The following is a 14789-nucleotide window of genomic DNA, read 5'->3' as shown; positions in this document are numbered from 1 at the left end:
TACTCAGATTAAGGTGTAATCCCTTCAGGATTTCGGTACCAACTTTCGATAAATAATGCCGCTGCGATACTGTCAGCGGCTAATTTCTTTGCTCGCCCCTGAGCCTGATAATGTTCAAGTTCATCTCGTGCTTCACGGGTAGTTAAACGTTCATCGACCATAAGCGTTTCAATATTGGTTTGATGGCGTAAGCGCCGTGCAAATTTACGTGCTCGGGTCGATAATTCAGATTCTGAATCATCCATATTGAGTGGTAAACCGACCAAGAATAAATTTGGTTGGTGTTGTTTAACAATTTTTAACAGCTCATCCCAATTGGGGATGCCATCTTTCATTGGAAAAAGTGCAAGCGGTGTTGCACTTTCAATGAGAGATGACCCCACCGCCATTCCCATTTTTTGTGTACCAAAATCAAATGCAATAATGAGTTGCGGTGAATTTAAATCAGGCATGTCCAATCTCAGAAGATAACCAAGTACGATCAATACCGATTTTACGATAAGCGGCATCCCAACGGTCGGTATAAGGTAAATTAAATACCAGATCCATATCTGAGTCACAAATCAGCCAGTCACCACGGGCAATTTCTTCTTCCAATTGATTTTTAGTCCAACTTGCATAGCCTAAAGCGATCTGATAGCGCCCCACTCCTTCATTATGAGCAATCGCATCTAAAATATCTTTGCTGGTGGTAATACAAAGATTCTCACCCACTGCAATTGATGAATGCCAAGTCGGTTGTCCTGTATGAAGCACAAAACCTGCTTCAGGACGTAAAGGCCCCCCTTGTAAAACTTCATGTGGGTGAACATTATCTGCTGCAATGTCTAAATCATTAAGCAGTTCTTTGACTTGTATGCCGGAAGGGCGATTGATAATAATGCCTTGCGCACCATCTCCATCATGACGGGCAATGTAAATTACGGTATTCGCAAAGAAATCATCCGCAAGATCAGGAGGCGCGATCAGGCAACGATGAGAAAGATATTGTTTGGTCACCAATATGCAGCTCCTTTGGACTTGAGTTTAATATTTTAGTTTTTAGAAAAATCTATACCAAGACCTTTTGACACATCGTCTAACAGGCAAGCCATTGATAAAATGTCAACAGATACTATATAAATAGCACAATTAATATCAATAGGTTGTGAATATTTCAAAAGCCTACAAAAACAGGTGATATTTGCAATCAGTTTGATTAAATAATAGTCAGATTAAGCGCCATAGGCGCAAATGAAGTTAGGTATGTATTATTCAAGAGTGCAACCAACACAAACATCAATTGATTTGTTTTGATCGAAATGTAGGCAGCTCATTTGAAATGTTATCAATGCTGAAACTTTAATTGTCGGAGTTGTTTGGCGTGTTGTAATGTGGTTTCACCAATTTCAATACCACCGGTCATGCGTGCCAACTCTAAAATTCGTTGCTCTTCTTCAAGCGCCACAATGGTGCTGCTTGCAGGGTCGGTCTGTAGCTTTTTTACCAATAGATGCTGGTCTGATTGTGCTGCAACTTGCGCCTGATGGGTAATACAGAGAATCTGTACATGTTGACCTAAACCAGCCAGCAAACGTCCGACAATTTCAGCAGTTCCACCACTGATACCGACATCAATTTCATCAAAAACCAAGACCTCAGCTTCGGTTTTCTCAGCATTCATCACTTGCATGACAAGTGCAATACGCGACAATTCACCTCCAGAAGCAACACGCGCGAGTGGCTGAGGAGGAATGCCTTTATTGGCTGTGAACAGGAGCTGGATAAAACTTAATCCTTCCGCAGTAACGGGTTCTAAAGGTTCAAATTTAAACTCAAAATGTGCTTCAGGCAGCGCCAGTTGTTTGACTTGTTCAGTCAATTGTTTCGCCAAAGGTTCGGCAGCTTGGCGACGGATTTGATCTAGGTACTGCGCTTTTTCAATAAAGCTTTGATGAGCGTGTTCAACTTGCTCTGCCAAGGTCTCAGGATCTTCAAGTTGATGTAATTGTTCCAGTTCATGCTGCCAAGTTTCATATTGCTGTTTCAGTTCGTCAGGCTGAACACGATATTTGCGTGCCAGACGATGGAAAACTTCAAGTTGTTTGTTGAGTTCATCCATGCGCTCAGGATCAAAGCTTTGGCGATCAATAAACTGACGTAAATTGGCTGTTGCATCATCGATTTCACTTTGTGCATTGATCAATGAATTATAAATTTCTGATAACTGCTCACTACGACCTGCATGCGATTCAAGGCGACGAATAATGGATGAGATTTCTTGCGTGATATTCTGTTCTGATTCATCCAACACATTTAAGCTGTATCCACAATCTTGCATGATGTGTTCATGATGGCTTAAGCGGTCAAACTCCTGCTCTATTTCTTTGTAATCAACCTGAATCACATCCTCAAGCTCTTCAAGTTGCAGCTTCAAGGTATCAATACGTTGCAGGCGATTAGCTTGTGCATCAAGCGCTGCTTGATGAATGCGGATGGTTTTTTGCCATGTACTATAGGCATCACGAACATCTTGAGCAGCTTGATAAAAATTACTATAGCGATCTAGCCAGTGCTTAGGGTAGGGCGGTTCTAAAAGCTGTTGCTGGCTATGTTGACTATATAGTTGTACCAATAAGCGCCCCAGTTCCTTTAATTCTGCCAGGCTGCTTGGACGACCATTAATCCATGCTTTACTGCGACCTGTCGCAAAGATCACACGTCTTAAATGAATTTCACCAGATTCATCGTCTAACTCATGTGTCTTTAACCAAATGGCTTCAGGGCTTTCAGGTTGATAACTGAATACAGCAGTAATATCCGCTTTTTCTGAACCATATCGCACATAATTGGTATCAGTACGTTCGCCGAGACAAGCTGATAGGGCATCTAACAATAATGACTTACCTGCACCTGTTTCGCCTGTGAGGACATTGAAGCCTTTTTCAATATCAATGGCAAGATTATCCGCTAAAGCAAAGTTGATCAGATTTAAGTGTGTCAGCATAAACGCATCCAAGCTGCGAACGTTGAAGTTCTAAGATAGTGAAGTTTTGTTTTAGTCACAAGTCAGAAAATATTCTAATGCGCATATTTTTAAGTATTTTAAATACATTTAAGCTGAAAATAAAATGTCTTTGGTTCAAACAATCAATAGACTGTGTACAAAGCCAATGTTGAGTTGATATTCCTCGATAATACCATTCTTGAAAATCTGCATCATGTGGATATGCTGCTTTCACAGTCTTATATTGGGAGAAAGTTTCGAGAAATTTGCCTAACTCATATCGATAAACTTTAGGGATTCAAACTTACACTGTCGCCGATAGGCAAGATTCTTCAACAATCTATTGAAAAATGGATCTCGTAAAATATATTCTCTCGATCAATAAAATTAATATGCTCAATATATTGTTTACTGATGCAAGGCTTTCAATGCCATGTTTTTAAACATCAGGTTTAAATCGCTTTGCTTAAGCGTTAATGTGCTTTTCAACAATCAAAAGATATCACCCTTGATGGATGAATGCATCCATGCCGCCAAATACGTTAACGACATCAGTTAAAACTGGCTGATAAAAACACAAAGACCATTTTATTTTATATTAAGTGAATCCTATGGAAGAATATAAAAATAGGCATATCCTTTGCTTGTATAAAAGAGTGTTAGAGCGTTTTAAAGAGTCTGCTTTATTTTAAATATGAGCTGAGTAGAACTTTCATTACAAATTTGCAAAGTTCGCAAATCACTACATTGAAAACTTCGATTGATTAGTTTCTATCGCGACATTAAACTACATCAAACATAATTTTTATAAATGCGCATTATCTGGAGAATACGCATGTCAGCTCAGTACGATCACGTATCCGTAGTTAAAAAATCCAATGTATATTTTGGTGGTTTATGTATTAGTCACACTGTGCAATTTGAAGACGGAACAAAAAAGACTTTAGGCGTTATTCTTCCTACTGAAGAAGCTTTGACCTTTGAGACGCATGTCCCTGAACGCATGGAAATTATTTCTGGTGAATGCCGTGTCAAAATTGCGGACAGTGAAGAAAGTGAGTTGTTTCGTGCAGGACAATCTTTTTATGTCCCAGGGAATAGCCGTTTTAAAATTGAAACTGACGATGTGTTAGATTACGTTTGTCATTTGGAAGGTTAAACGCCGGAACAGTGCCAGTGTTTTGAAATTAAGCAAAGAATTTCTCCGCTAAATCGGTTAAACTGAGTCATCCAATAGAATCCTGTAAAGTCGGCTTTGCAGGATTTTTCATTTCTATCATCCTGTTGTTAATGAGGTTGTTCATGGCGAAGTCCGAATATTATTATGGCGTTCATTCAGTGGAGTCATTATTAGAGTTGGAACCAGAACGTGTTTTAACCTTATTTACGCTAAAAGGGCGTGATGATCAGCGTTTACAACGGATCTTACAGCTTGCAGAACCATTTGGCATCAGTGTGCAGAAAGCCAGTCGAGACAGTTTGGAAAAACTCGCAGGGCAGCCTTTTCATCAAGGGGTGGTGGCAGCAGTACGCCCTCATCCTGTATTGAATGAAAAGGATCTTGATCAACTTTTAGCAGCCAGCGATTCGCCATTGTTGTTGGCACTGGATCACATCACAGACCCTCACAACCTTGGTGCATGCATTCGTACAGCTGCAGCCATGGGGGTTGAAGCCGTGATTGTTCCACGTGATCGTTCTGCGACACTGACACCGACTGCGCGTAAAGTTGCTGCAGGTGGTGCTGAAAAAGTGAAATTTATTCAAGTGACCAATCTGGCACGAACACTCGGACATATGAAAGAGCATTATCATGTTCGTGTGGTGGGCACCATGCTGGATGAAAAAGCACTGCCGATTCACAAGTTTGATTTTACAGGAACCCCTGTGTGTGTAGTAATGGGAGCAGAAGATACGGGGCTGCGTCCAATTACTCAAACACAATGCGATCAAACCGTATTTATTCCAATGTCTGGGAATTTGCAAAGTTTGAATGTGAGTGTAGCGACAGGTATGGCACTCTATGAAGCTTGCCGTCAACGCCAGGCAAGTTAATTCGATCACAGCGATGATTGATTGTATTTGAGAAAAAACCATGATGACCGCACGCACCCAAGGCTACATTTATGTGGCCATCACCATGTGTATCTGGGGCGGATTTACAATTACCTCAAGGCTGAATGCGATTTGGCATATCAGTCCTTGGGACATTACTGCATTACGTTTTTCTTTGGCATTTTGTATATTAATGCCGATTTTAATTTATAAAAAAGACACGGCTTTCTTATTTAAAAAACAACCTTTTATTTTAGCTATGGTTGGTGGTGTTGTTTATTGCTTAACTTCCTATAGTGCTTTTCATTTTGTACCAGCTGCCCACGCCGCAATTTTTTTAAATGGATGCATTCCATTATGTACTGCCTTAGCGGGTTATTTGCTCTATCGCCAACCTTTTGACAAACATACATGGATCAGTTTGATCATTATGCTATCGGCAATTTCCGTGATGAGCGGCTTGATGTATATGCAAACTGGGGTAGCATTTGGTTTCGGTGATTTTTTATTTTTTCTCAGTGCAATCTGGTGGGGCATGTTTACAGTATTGTTGCGTCAGTGGAAGCTTTCTGCATGGCATTCTATGGCAGGTGTCGCGATCTGGTCTGCTATCATGTATGTACCAATTTATCTGTTGTTTTTACCTAAGCATCTGGATCAGGCATCCACCCCGCATTTGTTGATGCAGACACTTTTTCATGGTGTATTTGTGGTGATTGTTGCAACCCTGACTTATGTAGAGGCAATTAAGCGTCTTGGTGCATTTAAGACGGGCAGTATCGTGACTCTGGCACCCTTTATTGCGGCAATGATCGCTGTACCTTTACTAGATGAGCCATTAAGTTTGGCCATGATCTGCGGCTTGCTTGGCATGGGGATCGGGGCGCTACAGCCGTGGCGTTGGTTTGGTCATAAAGACAGTTTGCAACAACGTTTAGATGAAAATAAACTGAATCAATAAGTTTTTAATTTCATTTTATTGATTTTTAAATAAATAATTAAAAATTAAGCTGTTGCAAGTTTTAGGTAATATTGATGCAAGGGTTCTAATTTTGCATATAAATGATCAATATGACCATCATTTAAAATAATATCATCTGCATGGTTTTGCTTTTCCTGCCGTGGCATTTGCGCGGCAATGATTTTTTCAATTTGCTCAATTGACTGCCCGTCACGTTGTGATGCACGTAAGATTTGTAAGTCTTCACTGGCATCTATCAGTAAGGTACGTTGTGTCAGTTCATGCTGATTGGTTTCAAACAGCAGTGGGGAAACCAAAATAGCATAAGGGCTCGTGGCTGCTTGTAATTGTTGAATGATTGAAGCCCGAATCGCAGGGTGAGTAATCGATTCAAGCTGTTGGCGTGCTGAAGCATCTTTAAAAATGTGTTCTCTTAATGCACGACGATCCAGTTCACCATTGGCAGTTAAAGTCCAATCGCCAAATACCTCTTGGATTTTTTTAAGCGCAGGTTGGCCTTTTTCAACAATTTCTCGTGCCACGATATCGGCATCAACAACAATAATTCCTTGGGCTTCAAACCATTGACTTGCTGCGGATTTACCACTTCCAATGCCGCCTGTTAAGCCCAAGATAAAAGTCATGTTCTCATCCTCATCGATGTTTAAATTATTGACCTAAATAAATCTTCATGATTTGTTCGCCCCATAAGAATGCAATCCAACCTGCAATGGCGATATAAGGTCCAAAAGCAAAAGGAATATTTTCCTTACGAATTTTTAGCAGGATGATGCCAATGATCGCACCGACCACAGAAGAAAGCAGGATAATCAGGGGCAGCATCAAAGGTCCCATCCAAGCACCCAGTGCAGCAAGAAGCTTAAAGTCACCATAACCCATGCCTTCCTTACCTGTCACGATTTTAAACAGGTAATAGACAATCCATAGGCAAAGAAAACCAATAATATAACCCCAAATTGCAGCGTTTGCCGTGGTATATATTTCAAATGAGTTAATTCCTAAACCCACAGCTGCGAGCGTTAAGGTAAAACGATCAGGCAGTAACTGTGTGTCAAAATCAATAAAGGTTAGAGTTATTAACACCCAAGTCAGCAATACACCAAACACCATTTGTAGTGTCGGTCCATACACGGCAACAACGGTTAAGGAGCAGATTGCTGTCAGTAGCTCAACAAAAGGATAACGAATACTGATGGGATTCTGACATGAAGCGCATTTGCCGCGTAACGCCAGCCAACTGATCACGGGGATGTTCTGATACCAGCGAATCGGTGTTTTACATTGTGGACAGGTGGATGCAGGTTGACTCAGACTCAGCTTTTCTTCATCAAGGATGATTTGTTGAGAACCCGCAAGCAATTGGCATTCTGCCTGCCACTCTTGTCGCCATTCCTTTTCCATCATCTTCGGTGTGCGATAAATCACCACATTGAGAAAACTACCGACACATAGACTCACCAGACCGACAATAATATAAAGTGCAGTCGGTGATTGAATCAGAAGATTTAAAAAATCGTGAAAAATATTCATCATTATCCGCCAACCACTGAACCCATTTGGAAGATTGGAAGATACATGGCGATTACCAGTCCGCCGACCAGTACACCTAAGATTGCCATGATTAAAGGTTCCATCATTGAGGTTAAACCATCAACTGCATTGTCCACTTCATTTTCAAAATGTGAAGCCACTTTATCCAGCATGGCATCCAACGCACCTGATTCTTCACCAATCGCCACCATCTGCACGGCCATAGCAGGAAATTTATTACTGACACGCATGGCAAAATTCAACTGTTGCCCTGTAGCAACATCTTCACGGATTTTCATCACAGCCTGTTCATAGACCACATTGTTGGTGGCGCCAGCAGTGGATTCCAGTGCTTCAATGAGGGGAACCCCAGCAGCAAAAGTGGTGGCTAAGGTACGGCTATAACGGGCAATAATGGCTTTATAGACCAAGTCGCCAAAAATGGGCAGTTTAAGTGCAGTACGATCTAAAAAATCACGAAATTTTTTGCTGCGCTTTTTTGTTTCTAGGAATGTGGCAATAATGATGCCAACAATCAGTAAAAAGATAAACCAATACTTTTGCATCCAGTTGGACATATTGACTACTAATTGAGTAAAAGCGGGCAGGTCTGCACCAAAAGAACTAAATAACTCTTGAAACACGGGGACAACTTTCACCATGAGAATAATCGTGACAATGATCGCAACCACAATCACTGAGATCGGATATTTCATGGCTTTTTTAATTTTCTGTTTTAACAGCTCGCTTTTCTCTTTATAGATCGCCACTCGATCCAGCATGGTTTCCAGAGCACCTGATTGTTCACCCGACTCCACCAAAGAGCAAAACAAGTTGTCAAAATAGCGTGGATATTTTCTCAGTGCCCCGGCAAAGGTATTTCCGCCTTCAACTTCACTCTTAATTCCTAATACCACTTCGCGCATGGAAGGATTTTCCAAACCTTCAGCCACAATTTCAAAGCTCTGTACCAAAGGCACACCGGCTTTCATCATGGTGGCAAGTTGACGGGTAAAAATCGTAATATCTAAAGTCGATATTCCTTTTTTCATTAAGCCTTCAAAGATATTTTTTTTCTTTTCTCGAATAGTCTTAATGGTAATGCCTTGTTTTCTTAACATGACTTTGGCAAGTGCCATATTTCGTGCAGGCAATTCTCCTTTGACCTTGATTCCTTTTCGATCAACCCCGTCATAAGCAAAGGTAGGCATCATTTGCGCTTTTTTAGCTGCCATAACAATTTCCTTGAATATTGATTATATTTATTCGCTGGTTACGCGGTTAATTTCTTGTAAAGACGTTAAACCATTCATAACCTTTTTTAAACCTGAACGTCGCAAATTATCAAACCCCAATTTTTCAGATGCTGCTGCAATTTGCAGTGCGTTGCCATCTTCCATGATAATTTTTGAAATTTCAGGTGTTACTTTCATCACCTCATAAATACCGACACGTCCCTTATAACCTTCTCTACATTCAGAACAGCCCACAGGCTGAAAAATCTGTAAATCAGGGTTGTTCAAGTCTTGCTCAGTAAAGCCCAGTTCTAGCAAACTTTGCTTGGGAATTTCAATAGGTGCTTTGCAGTGATTGCATAAGCGCCGAGCAAGACGTTGGGCAATCACCAGATTGACCGATGTTGCAATATTAAAAGACGGTACACCCATATTTCGCAAACGGGTTAAGGTTTCAGGCGCACTGTTGGTGTGGAGTGTGGACATCACCATATGACCTGTTTGGGCAGCTTTGATTGCAATTTCAGCCGTTTCCAGGTCTCGAATCTCCCCGACCATGATTATGTCCGGATCCTGACGAAGAAATGATTTTAGCGCCACTGAAAAGGTCAATCCTGCTTTAAGATTGACGTTAACTTGGTTAATTCCCTCCAAGTTAATCTCGACAGGGTCTTCTGCGGTTGAAATATTGGAACTTTCGGTATTGAGAATATTCAGGCCTGTATATAAAGAGACTGTTTTACCGGAACCTGTTGGACCGGTAATCAGTAACATGCCTTGCGGTTTTTCTAAAGCTTCCATAAATAAAGCTTTTTGATCTTCTTCATAGCCCAAGGCATCAATCCCCAACATGGCACTGGAAGGATCAAGAATACGCAGAACCAGTTTTTCACCAAATAACGTTGGCAGTGAGTTGACACGGAAATCAATGGCTTTGGTCTTAGACAGTTTTAGCTTGATTCGCCCATCTTGAGGAATACGTTTTTCTGAAATATCCATTTGCGACATGACTTTCAAACGGGATGCCAAACGATTTGCCAATTGTAGAGGGGGATTGGTAATGGTTCTGAGCACGCCATCTACACGATAACGAACACGATAGCTTTTTTCATAAGGTTCAAAATGTAAGTCTGAGGCGCCCATTCGAATGGCATCAATCAACAGTTTATTGACATATTTAACAATCGGCGCTTCTTCTTCCGCGGTTTCCTCATCAAGTTCTGCGGGTTCATTTTCATCCGTGGCAATAATATCGACATCAAAGTCTTCATCACCAAAATTAAAACTTTCTTCTACAGTAAAATGTTTGGCTAAAACTTTGTCTAATTTATGCTGTTCAACGATGATCGGTTCAATGTTTAGACCACAGCTAAAACGAATTGCATCAAGTGCCTCGATATGGGTGGGATCACTGGTTGCCACATATAAAATATTACCGCGTTGCACCAAGGGGATAACTCCATGCTTGGTGATTAAACCAGCGTCGACAAGGTCCTTAGGCAACATTTCAGGATTAAAACTGTCTAGATCAAAAATCGGCTCGCCGAACTCGGAGGAGATCATTTCAGCAATCACCAACGGTGAGATTGCTAATTTTTCAATCAAATAAGGCACCAGATGGGTCTTACTTTTTTGAGCACTTGTTAAGGCATCTTTCATTTGCTGAGCAGATAAAAAACCTTCATCGACTAAGCGACGGATATAACCCGAAAACTTAGGTGAACCATTTTGCATAGACATCCCCAAAACACTTTAAATTTAATTTTATAATTGGAATAATAAAATTATACGATGATCCTTAAAAATATCTAGAATTAAACGTATTCTTCTAAAAACATATTTTAACCATAATTTGCGCCAATTTGACTTTTGTTGACGATCTTTGAAACGTTTTATATTTGTAGCGCACATATTCACCGCTAGACTTTAGAACAGAAGTGCCAATTGATAAAGAAAAAATACTTTAAAAATCTAAATTCCGTGTAGAATGTGCACATTTTCGATAAAAGGTTAGGTGTATGTCGAGTTCGACTATTATTCCTTGGGTTGTCGGCAATTGGAAAATGAACCCAATGCAAGCGAATTCGCAACAACTCATACAAGATTTAAAACACTATCTACAACAAAACCCAATTCCACAACAACAATGTCATTTGGGGGTTGCGCCGATTTCTATTGCGTTATTGTCGGTACAACAACAACTTCAAGACGCTCACTCACCAGTTAAAGTGGTTGCTCAAGATCTGTCTCAAATGGCAGGTACAGGCGCATACACCGGTGAAGTGAGTGCCGAATTGCTCAAAGATAGTCAAATCGATTATGTTTTGATTGGGCATTCTGAGCGCCGTGAAATTTTTGATGATGACGTTGCGAAAGTAAAAGCGAAACTGGTCAATGCATTGAATGCAGGGCTGAACGTAATTTATTGCGTGGGTGAAAGCCTCGCACAACGTGAGGCAGGTCAGGCTGAACAGGTGGTTTTACAGCAAATATGTGATCTTGCTGCGGTTGTAAAAGCGGGGCAGTGGCACAATATTGTGATAGCTTATGAACCAATTTGGGCGATCGGAACAGGCAAGACCGCGTCGCCACAAGATGCTCAGGCGATGCATGCAAAAATTCGTGAAGGTTTAACCCAAATAGCAGTTGAAGCACAACAAACCGCTATTTTATATGGCGGTAGTGTGAAACCTGAAAATGCAGTAGAGTTAGCTGCGTGTCCAGATATCAACGGTGCACTGGTTGGTGGTGCATCACTTAATGCAGAGTCTTTTTATAAAATTGCTCAAGCATTTGCTAAAACAAAAGAATAGGAGTTCAGCATGCATACATTTGTGCTGGTTGTACATATCATCTTGGCCGTATTAATGATCGGGCTGATCCTCGTTCAGCACGGTAAAGGTGCAGATGCAGGCGCTTCATTTGGCGGTGGTGGCGCAGCTACGGTATTTGGTGCTTCAGGTTCAGCAAGTTTTTTAACCCGCTTAACTGCAATTTTAACGGCTCTGTTTTTTATTACCAGTTTAAGCCTGGCGGTCTTTGCGAAAAAGCAAACCACAGATGCCTATGGCTTGAAAACAGTACAGACAACAACCCAAACAACTGCACCAGCACCAATAAATACGGGTGAAACTTCGCCAACTGCACCAAAAACTGGCGAATAATGTCAATTAGTCCTTTCTTTTTCTAAGGGATGCGACTAGAATGCGTCACAGCTGCGGTGGTGGTGGAATTGGTAGACACGCTACCTTGAGGTGGTAGTGCTTTCGGGCGTGGGGGTTCAAGTCCCCCCTTCCGCACCAACAATAAACCAGTATTGTTGGTGTTAGCGGCTAAAAAACATTGTTGCGGGATGGAGCAGTCTGGTAGCTCGTCGGGCTCATAACCCGAAGGTCGTTGGTTCAAATCCAGCTCCCGCTACCAATTTAATTAAGATGCAACTTAATTAAAGATGATGTAGATCAAAAGTCTATTTTATTTGTAAATTTGCAGTATTGTTGCGGGATGGAGCAGTCTGGTAGCTCGTCGGGCTCATAACCCGAAGGTCGTTGGTTCAAATCCAGCTCCCGCTACCATTTTGATTAAGGTGCAACTTGATCAAGCAGGAAAATAGAATGGTCAATCCTTTAATATTGATTGAAAAATTCAAAGTTCTTGTATATAATTTTGCAACGCTGATGCGGGATGGAGCAGTCTGGTAGCTCGTCGGGCTCATAACCCGAAGGTCGTTGGTTCAAATCCAGCTCCCGCTACCAAGTTTCTAAAAGGGCTCACAGATAGGTGGGTCTTTTTGCATAGTGAATTACGATTTACTGTGCGATAATAGGGGCGATTACGCCCTTTTTTATTGGCTATCGTGTGGTGTGGACATCAATTGGTCAAAAAGACATGCTTCACTATAGTAAGTTGAATAAGTCCAGTGAGCGATTGAATCGCACAAATATGACGAGAGTAAATGAAGCTATCAAATAAAACTCAAGCACTTCAAGATTTAATAACTCCTGCAGTGCAAGCTTGTGATGTAGAACTTTGGGGAATTGAGTTCATTCCTCAGGGTAAGCGTTCTTTATTGCGTATTTATATTGATAAAGACGTGGATGAAAATGCTGAGCCAACCCTCAATGAAGATGGTGAGCTTGAGTTGGGTCGAGGTATTGGCGTACAGGACTGTGTGCGTGTGACTCAACAAGTAGGTGCAATCTTAGATGTGCATGATCCAATTTCAGGTGAATATGCTTTGGAAGTGTCTTCTCCAGGTTGGGATCGTCCATTCTTTCAGTTGGCTCAGTTAGAAAAATATATCGGACAACAAGTTGCATTGCGTTTGATTGCAGCCGTTGAAAATCGTCGTAAATTCCAAGCCAAGTTGGTTGCTGTAGATTTAGAAAATGAAATGATTCAAGTCGAAGTTGAAAAACAGCAGGTACTTGAGATAGACAGTAACAACATAGACAAAGCGAATTTGATCTTTCAGGATTAATCCAGAAATAGAAATCTGAATAAATAGGTGACTTATGGCACGTGAAATTCTTACCGTTGTAGAAACGGTTAGTAATGAGAAAGGTGTGAGTCGTGAAGCAATTTTTGAAGCACTTGAACAGGCTTTGGTTGCTGCGACTAAAAAGAAATTCTACGAAGGAACGAATTCGGAAGAAGCACAGTTGCGTGTAGAAATTGACCGCAAAACAGGTGATTACAGTACTTTCCGTCAGTGGGAAGTGGTTGCGGACGAAGACCATGAAATGCCGGCATGCCAGGATGCGATTTCTGATGTAGATCCTGCAAAATGGTCAATTGGGGATATTCGTGAACTCGAAGTACCATCGATTGATTTTGGTCGTATTGCCGCACAAATTGCCAAACAGGTCATTGTGCAAAAAATTCGTGAGGCTGAGCGTGCATTGGTTGCGGATGCCTATGAGTCTAAAGTCGGTGAGTTAATTTACGGTGAAGTGAAAAAACAAACCAAAGACGGTTTTATTATTGACTTAGGTGACAATGCAGAAGCGTATTTGGCACGTGAAGAAATGATTCCAAAAGAAATTCTTCGCCCAAAACAGCGTATGAATGCAATTCTGTATAGTGTCAATCGTGAAGGTCGTGGTGCGCAGTTATTATTGTCTCGTGCAAAACCTGAGATGCTGATCGCTTTAATGAAAAAAGAAATCCCAGAGATTTCTGAAGAAATTATTGAAATTAAAGCAGCAGCGCGCCAACCGGGTGTACGTGCAAAAATCGCAGTGAAAACCAATGACCATCGTATTGATCCAGTGGGTGCATGTATTGGTATGCGTGGTACGCGTATTCAAGCCGTACAGTCTGAGTTAAACGGTGAACGTATTGATGTTGTTGTATGGTCTGACGATCCTGCCCAATATATCGCAAGCGCTTTAGAGCCAGCAGATGTATCCGGTATTGTGATCGATGAAGATGCGCATACTGCTGACATTATTTTTGCGACCAGTGATCAACTTGCTCGTGCAATCGGTTCACAAGGTCAAAATGTTCGTTTAGCGTCAGAATTGACAGGTTATAAACTGGACATGATGCTTGAAGATGAGTATCGTGCCCGTCAACAAAACGAAGCTCAACAATATCTGGATATGTTTGTGACACGTCTGGATATTGAAGAAGATCTTGCAATGGCTTTGGTAGAAATGGGCTTTACCTCACTTGAGGAAATTGCTTATGTACCTGCGGAAACTTTCGATGAAATCGAATTGGATGCAGATACTGTTGAATTACTACAAAGTCGTGCAAAAGAAGCAGCATTGGCTGATGCATTGAAACAACAAGAAAATATTCAGGACCCAAGTCCGGAACTTGTTGCGATGGAAGGTATGACTTCTGAAATTGCACAGGCTTTAGCAGCGCGTGGTGTAATCACAGTCGATGACTTGGCAGATCAAGCAACGGATGATATTTCTGATATCGAAGGCTTGGATGCTGAGAAAGCAGGTCAATTGATTATGAAAGCACGTGAATCATGGTTTAACTAGGA

General features: G+C 41.3%; 14 protein-coding genes and 4 tRNA genes. 11 read left to right on the top strand and 7 right to left on the bottom strand.

Annotation, left to right across the window (positions count from 1 at the left end; translation table 11 throughout):
- Positions 1 to 8 precede the first annotated feature (8 nt).
- The 3 genes from ruvX to recN form a co-directional block, all read right to left on the bottom strand.
- A complete protein-coding gene (gene ruvX / locus OSH00_RS11760) occupies positions 9 to 452 on the bottom strand; it encodes a Holliday junction resolvase RuvX (RefSeq protein WP_196077029.1) in 444 nt (147 codons plus the stop codon).
- Entirely contained in the window at positions 445 to 999 is a 555-nt protein-coding gene (locus tag OSH00_RS11755; RefSeq protein WP_196077030.1) for a YqgE/AlgH family protein, read from the bottom strand. Before OSH00_RS11755 ends, ruvX begins: the two co-directional genes overlap by 8 nt.
- Before the next feature lie 328 nt (positions 1000 to 1327).
- Positions 1328 to 2986: a DNA repair protein RecN gene (gene recN / locus OSH00_RS11750; protein WP_266130563.1), complete on the bottom strand. Its 1659-nt coding sequence runs from the start codon at positions 2984 to 2986 to the stop codon at positions 1328 to 1330.
- A gap of 835 nt (positions 2987 to 3821) precedes the next feature.
- Between recN and ppnP the strand changes: the two genes are divergently transcribed.
- The 3 genes from ppnP (at position 3822) to OSH00_RS11735 (ending at position 6002) form a co-directional block, all read left to right on the top strand.
- Positions 3822 to 4145 (top strand): pyrimidine/purine nucleoside phosphorylase, encoded by a 324-nt coding sequence (ppnP, locus tag OSH00_RS11745; RefSeq protein WP_004718357.1) that lies wholly within the window; start codon positions 3822 to 3824, stop codon positions 4143 to 4145.
- Between the two features lie 143 nt (positions 4146 to 4288).
- Positions 4289 to 5041 (top strand): 23S rRNA (guanosine(2251)-2'-O)-methyltransferase RlmB, encoded by a 753-nt coding sequence (rlmB, locus tag OSH00_RS11740; protein WP_266130562.1) that lies wholly within the window; start codon positions 4289 to 4291, stop codon positions 5039 to 5041.
- 40 nt (positions 5042 to 5081) lie between these two features.
- Positions 5082 to 6002, top strand: coding sequence for a DMT family transporter (locus OSH00_RS11735; protein ID WP_266130561.1), 921 nt, complete (start codon positions 5082 to 5084; stop codon positions 6000 to 6002).
- Between the two features lie 44 nt (positions 6003 to 6046).
- Here OSH00_RS11735 and coaE read toward each other — a convergent pair whose 3' ends face one another.
- Genes coaE through pilB form a run of 4 tightly spaced genes read right to left on the bottom strand, consistent with a single transcriptional unit; the run spans position 6047 to position 10528 of the window.
- A complete protein-coding gene (coaE, locus tag OSH00_RS11730; RefSeq protein ID WP_266130560.1) occupies positions 6047 to 6646 on the bottom strand; it encodes a dephospho-CoA kinase in 600 nt (199 codons plus the stop codon).
- Positions 6647 to 6671: 25 nt separating this feature from the next.
- On the bottom strand, positions 6672 to 7553 hold the full coding sequence (locus OSH00_RS11725) for a prepilin peptidase (RefSeq protein WP_266130559.1): 882 nt from the start codon (positions 7551 to 7553) through the stop codon (positions 6672 to 6674).
- Between the two features lie 2 nt (positions 7554 to 7555).
- Positions 7556 to 8788, bottom strand: a complete 1233-nt coding sequence (locus tag OSH00_RS11720) for a type II secretion system F family protein (RefSeq protein WP_266130558.1) — start codon at positions 8786 to 8788, stop codon at positions 7556 to 7558.
- A 27-nt stretch (positions 8789 to 8815) separates the two neighbouring features.
- The gene (pilB, locus tag OSH00_RS11715; protein ID WP_266130557.1) at positions 8816 to 10528 is read right to left on the bottom strand and encodes a type IV-A pilus assembly ATPase PilB; all 1713 of its coding nucleotides are present in this window, start codon (positions 10526 to 10528) and stop codon (positions 8816 to 8818) included.
- A 278-nt stretch (positions 10529 to 10806) separates the two neighbouring features.
- On the opposite strand from pilB, the gene tpiA reads away from it, so the two are divergent.
- The 8 genes from tpiA (at position 10807) to nusA (ending at position 14787) form a co-directional block, all read left to right on the top strand.
- Complete coding sequence (tpiA, locus tag OSH00_RS11710; protein WP_266130556.1) at positions 10807 to 11601, top strand: triose-phosphate isomerase; 795 nt, start codon at positions 10807 to 10809, stop codon at positions 11599 to 11601.
- Positions 11602 to 11610: 9 nt separating this feature from the next.
- Positions 11611 to 11952: a preprotein translocase subunit SecG gene (gene secG / locus OSH00_RS11705; protein WP_196077181.1), complete on the top strand. Its 342-nt coding sequence runs from the start codon at positions 11611 to 11613 to the stop codon at positions 11950 to 11952.
- Positions 11953 to 12005: 53 nt separating this feature from the next.
- Positions 12006 to 12090, top strand: a tRNA-Leu gene (locus OSH00_RS11700).
- 44 nt (positions 12091 to 12134) lie between these two features.
- A tRNA-Met gene (locus OSH00_RS11695) sits at positions 12135 to 12211 on the top strand.
- Positions 12212 to 12286: 75 nt separating this feature from the next.
- A tRNA-Met gene (locus OSH00_RS11690) sits at positions 12287 to 12363 on the top strand.
- A 103-nt stretch (positions 12364 to 12466) separates the two neighbouring features.
- Positions 12467 to 12543, top strand: a tRNA-Met gene (locus OSH00_RS11685).
- Between the two features lie 200 nt (positions 12544 to 12743).
- Positions 12744 to 13268 (top strand): ribosome maturation factor RimP, encoded by a 525-nt coding sequence (gene rimP, locus OSH00_RS11680; protein ID WP_196077182.1) that lies wholly within the window; start codon positions 12744 to 12746, stop codon positions 13266 to 13268.
- Between the two features lie 34 nt (positions 13269 to 13302).
- Positions 13303 to 14787, top strand: a complete 1485-nt coding sequence (gene nusA / locus OSH00_RS11675) for a transcription termination factor NusA (protein WP_196077183.1) — start codon at positions 13303 to 13305, stop codon at positions 14785 to 14787.
- Positions 14788 to 14789: the final 2 nt, after the last annotated feature.

Origin of the sequence: Acinetobacter nematophilus (genome assembly GCF_026344175.1) — a bacterium.
Taxonomy (GTDB): Bacteria; Pseudomonadota; Gammaproteobacteria; order Pseudomonadales; family Moraxellaceae; genus Acinetobacter; species Acinetobacter nematophilus.
The sequence above is the reverse complement of the archived record's forward strand: the minus strand, read 5'-3'. Positions and strand labels throughout refer to the sequence as shown.

Coding starts and splice junctions, on each gene's coding strand:
- ppnP (WP_004718357.1), top strand. CDS start 3,822: ATGTCAGCTCAGTACGATCACGTATCCGTAGTTAAAAAATCCAATGTA.
- rlmB (WP_266130562.1), top strand. CDS start 4,289: ATGGCGAAGTCCGAATATTATTATGGCGTTCATTCAGTGGAGTCATTA.
- secG (WP_196077181.1), top strand. CDS start 11,611: ATGCATACATTTGTGCTGGTTGTACATATCATCTTGGCCGTATTAATG.
- OSH00_RS11725 (WP_266130559.1), bottom strand. CDS start 7,553: ATGAATATTTTTCACGATTTTTTAAATCTTCTGATTCAATCACCGACT.
- coaE (WP_266130560.1), bottom strand. CDS start 6,646: ATGACTTTTATCTTGGGCTTAACAGGCGGCATTGGAAGTGGTAAATCC.
- rimP (WP_196077182.1), top strand. CDS start 12,744: ATGAAGCTATCAAATAAAACTCAAGCACTTCAAGATTTAATAACTCCT.
- OSH00_RS11720 (WP_266130558.1), bottom strand. CDS start 8,788: ATGGCAGCTAAAAAAGCGCAAATGATGCCTACCTTTGCTTATGACGGG.
- recN (WP_266130563.1), bottom strand. CDS start 2,986: ATGCTGACACACTTAAATCTGATCAACTTTGCTTTAGCGGATAATCTT.
- tpiA (WP_266130556.1), top strand. CDS start 10,807: ATGTCGAGTTCGACTATTATTCCTTGGGTTGTCGGCAATTGGAAAATG.
- OSH00_RS11735 (WP_266130561.1), top strand. CDS start 5,082: ATGATGACCGCACGCACCCAAGGCTACATTTATGTGGCCATCACCATG.
- pilB (WP_266130557.1), bottom strand. CDS start 10,528: ATGTCTATGCAAAATGGTTCACCTAAGTTTTCGGGTTATATCCGTCGC.
- ruvX (WP_196077029.1), bottom strand. CDS start 452: ATGCCTGATTTAAATTCACCGCAACTCATTATTGCATTTGATTTTGGT.
- nusA (WP_196077183.1), top strand. CDS start 13,303: ATGGCACGTGAAATTCTTACCGTTGTAGAAACGGTTAGTAATGAGAAA.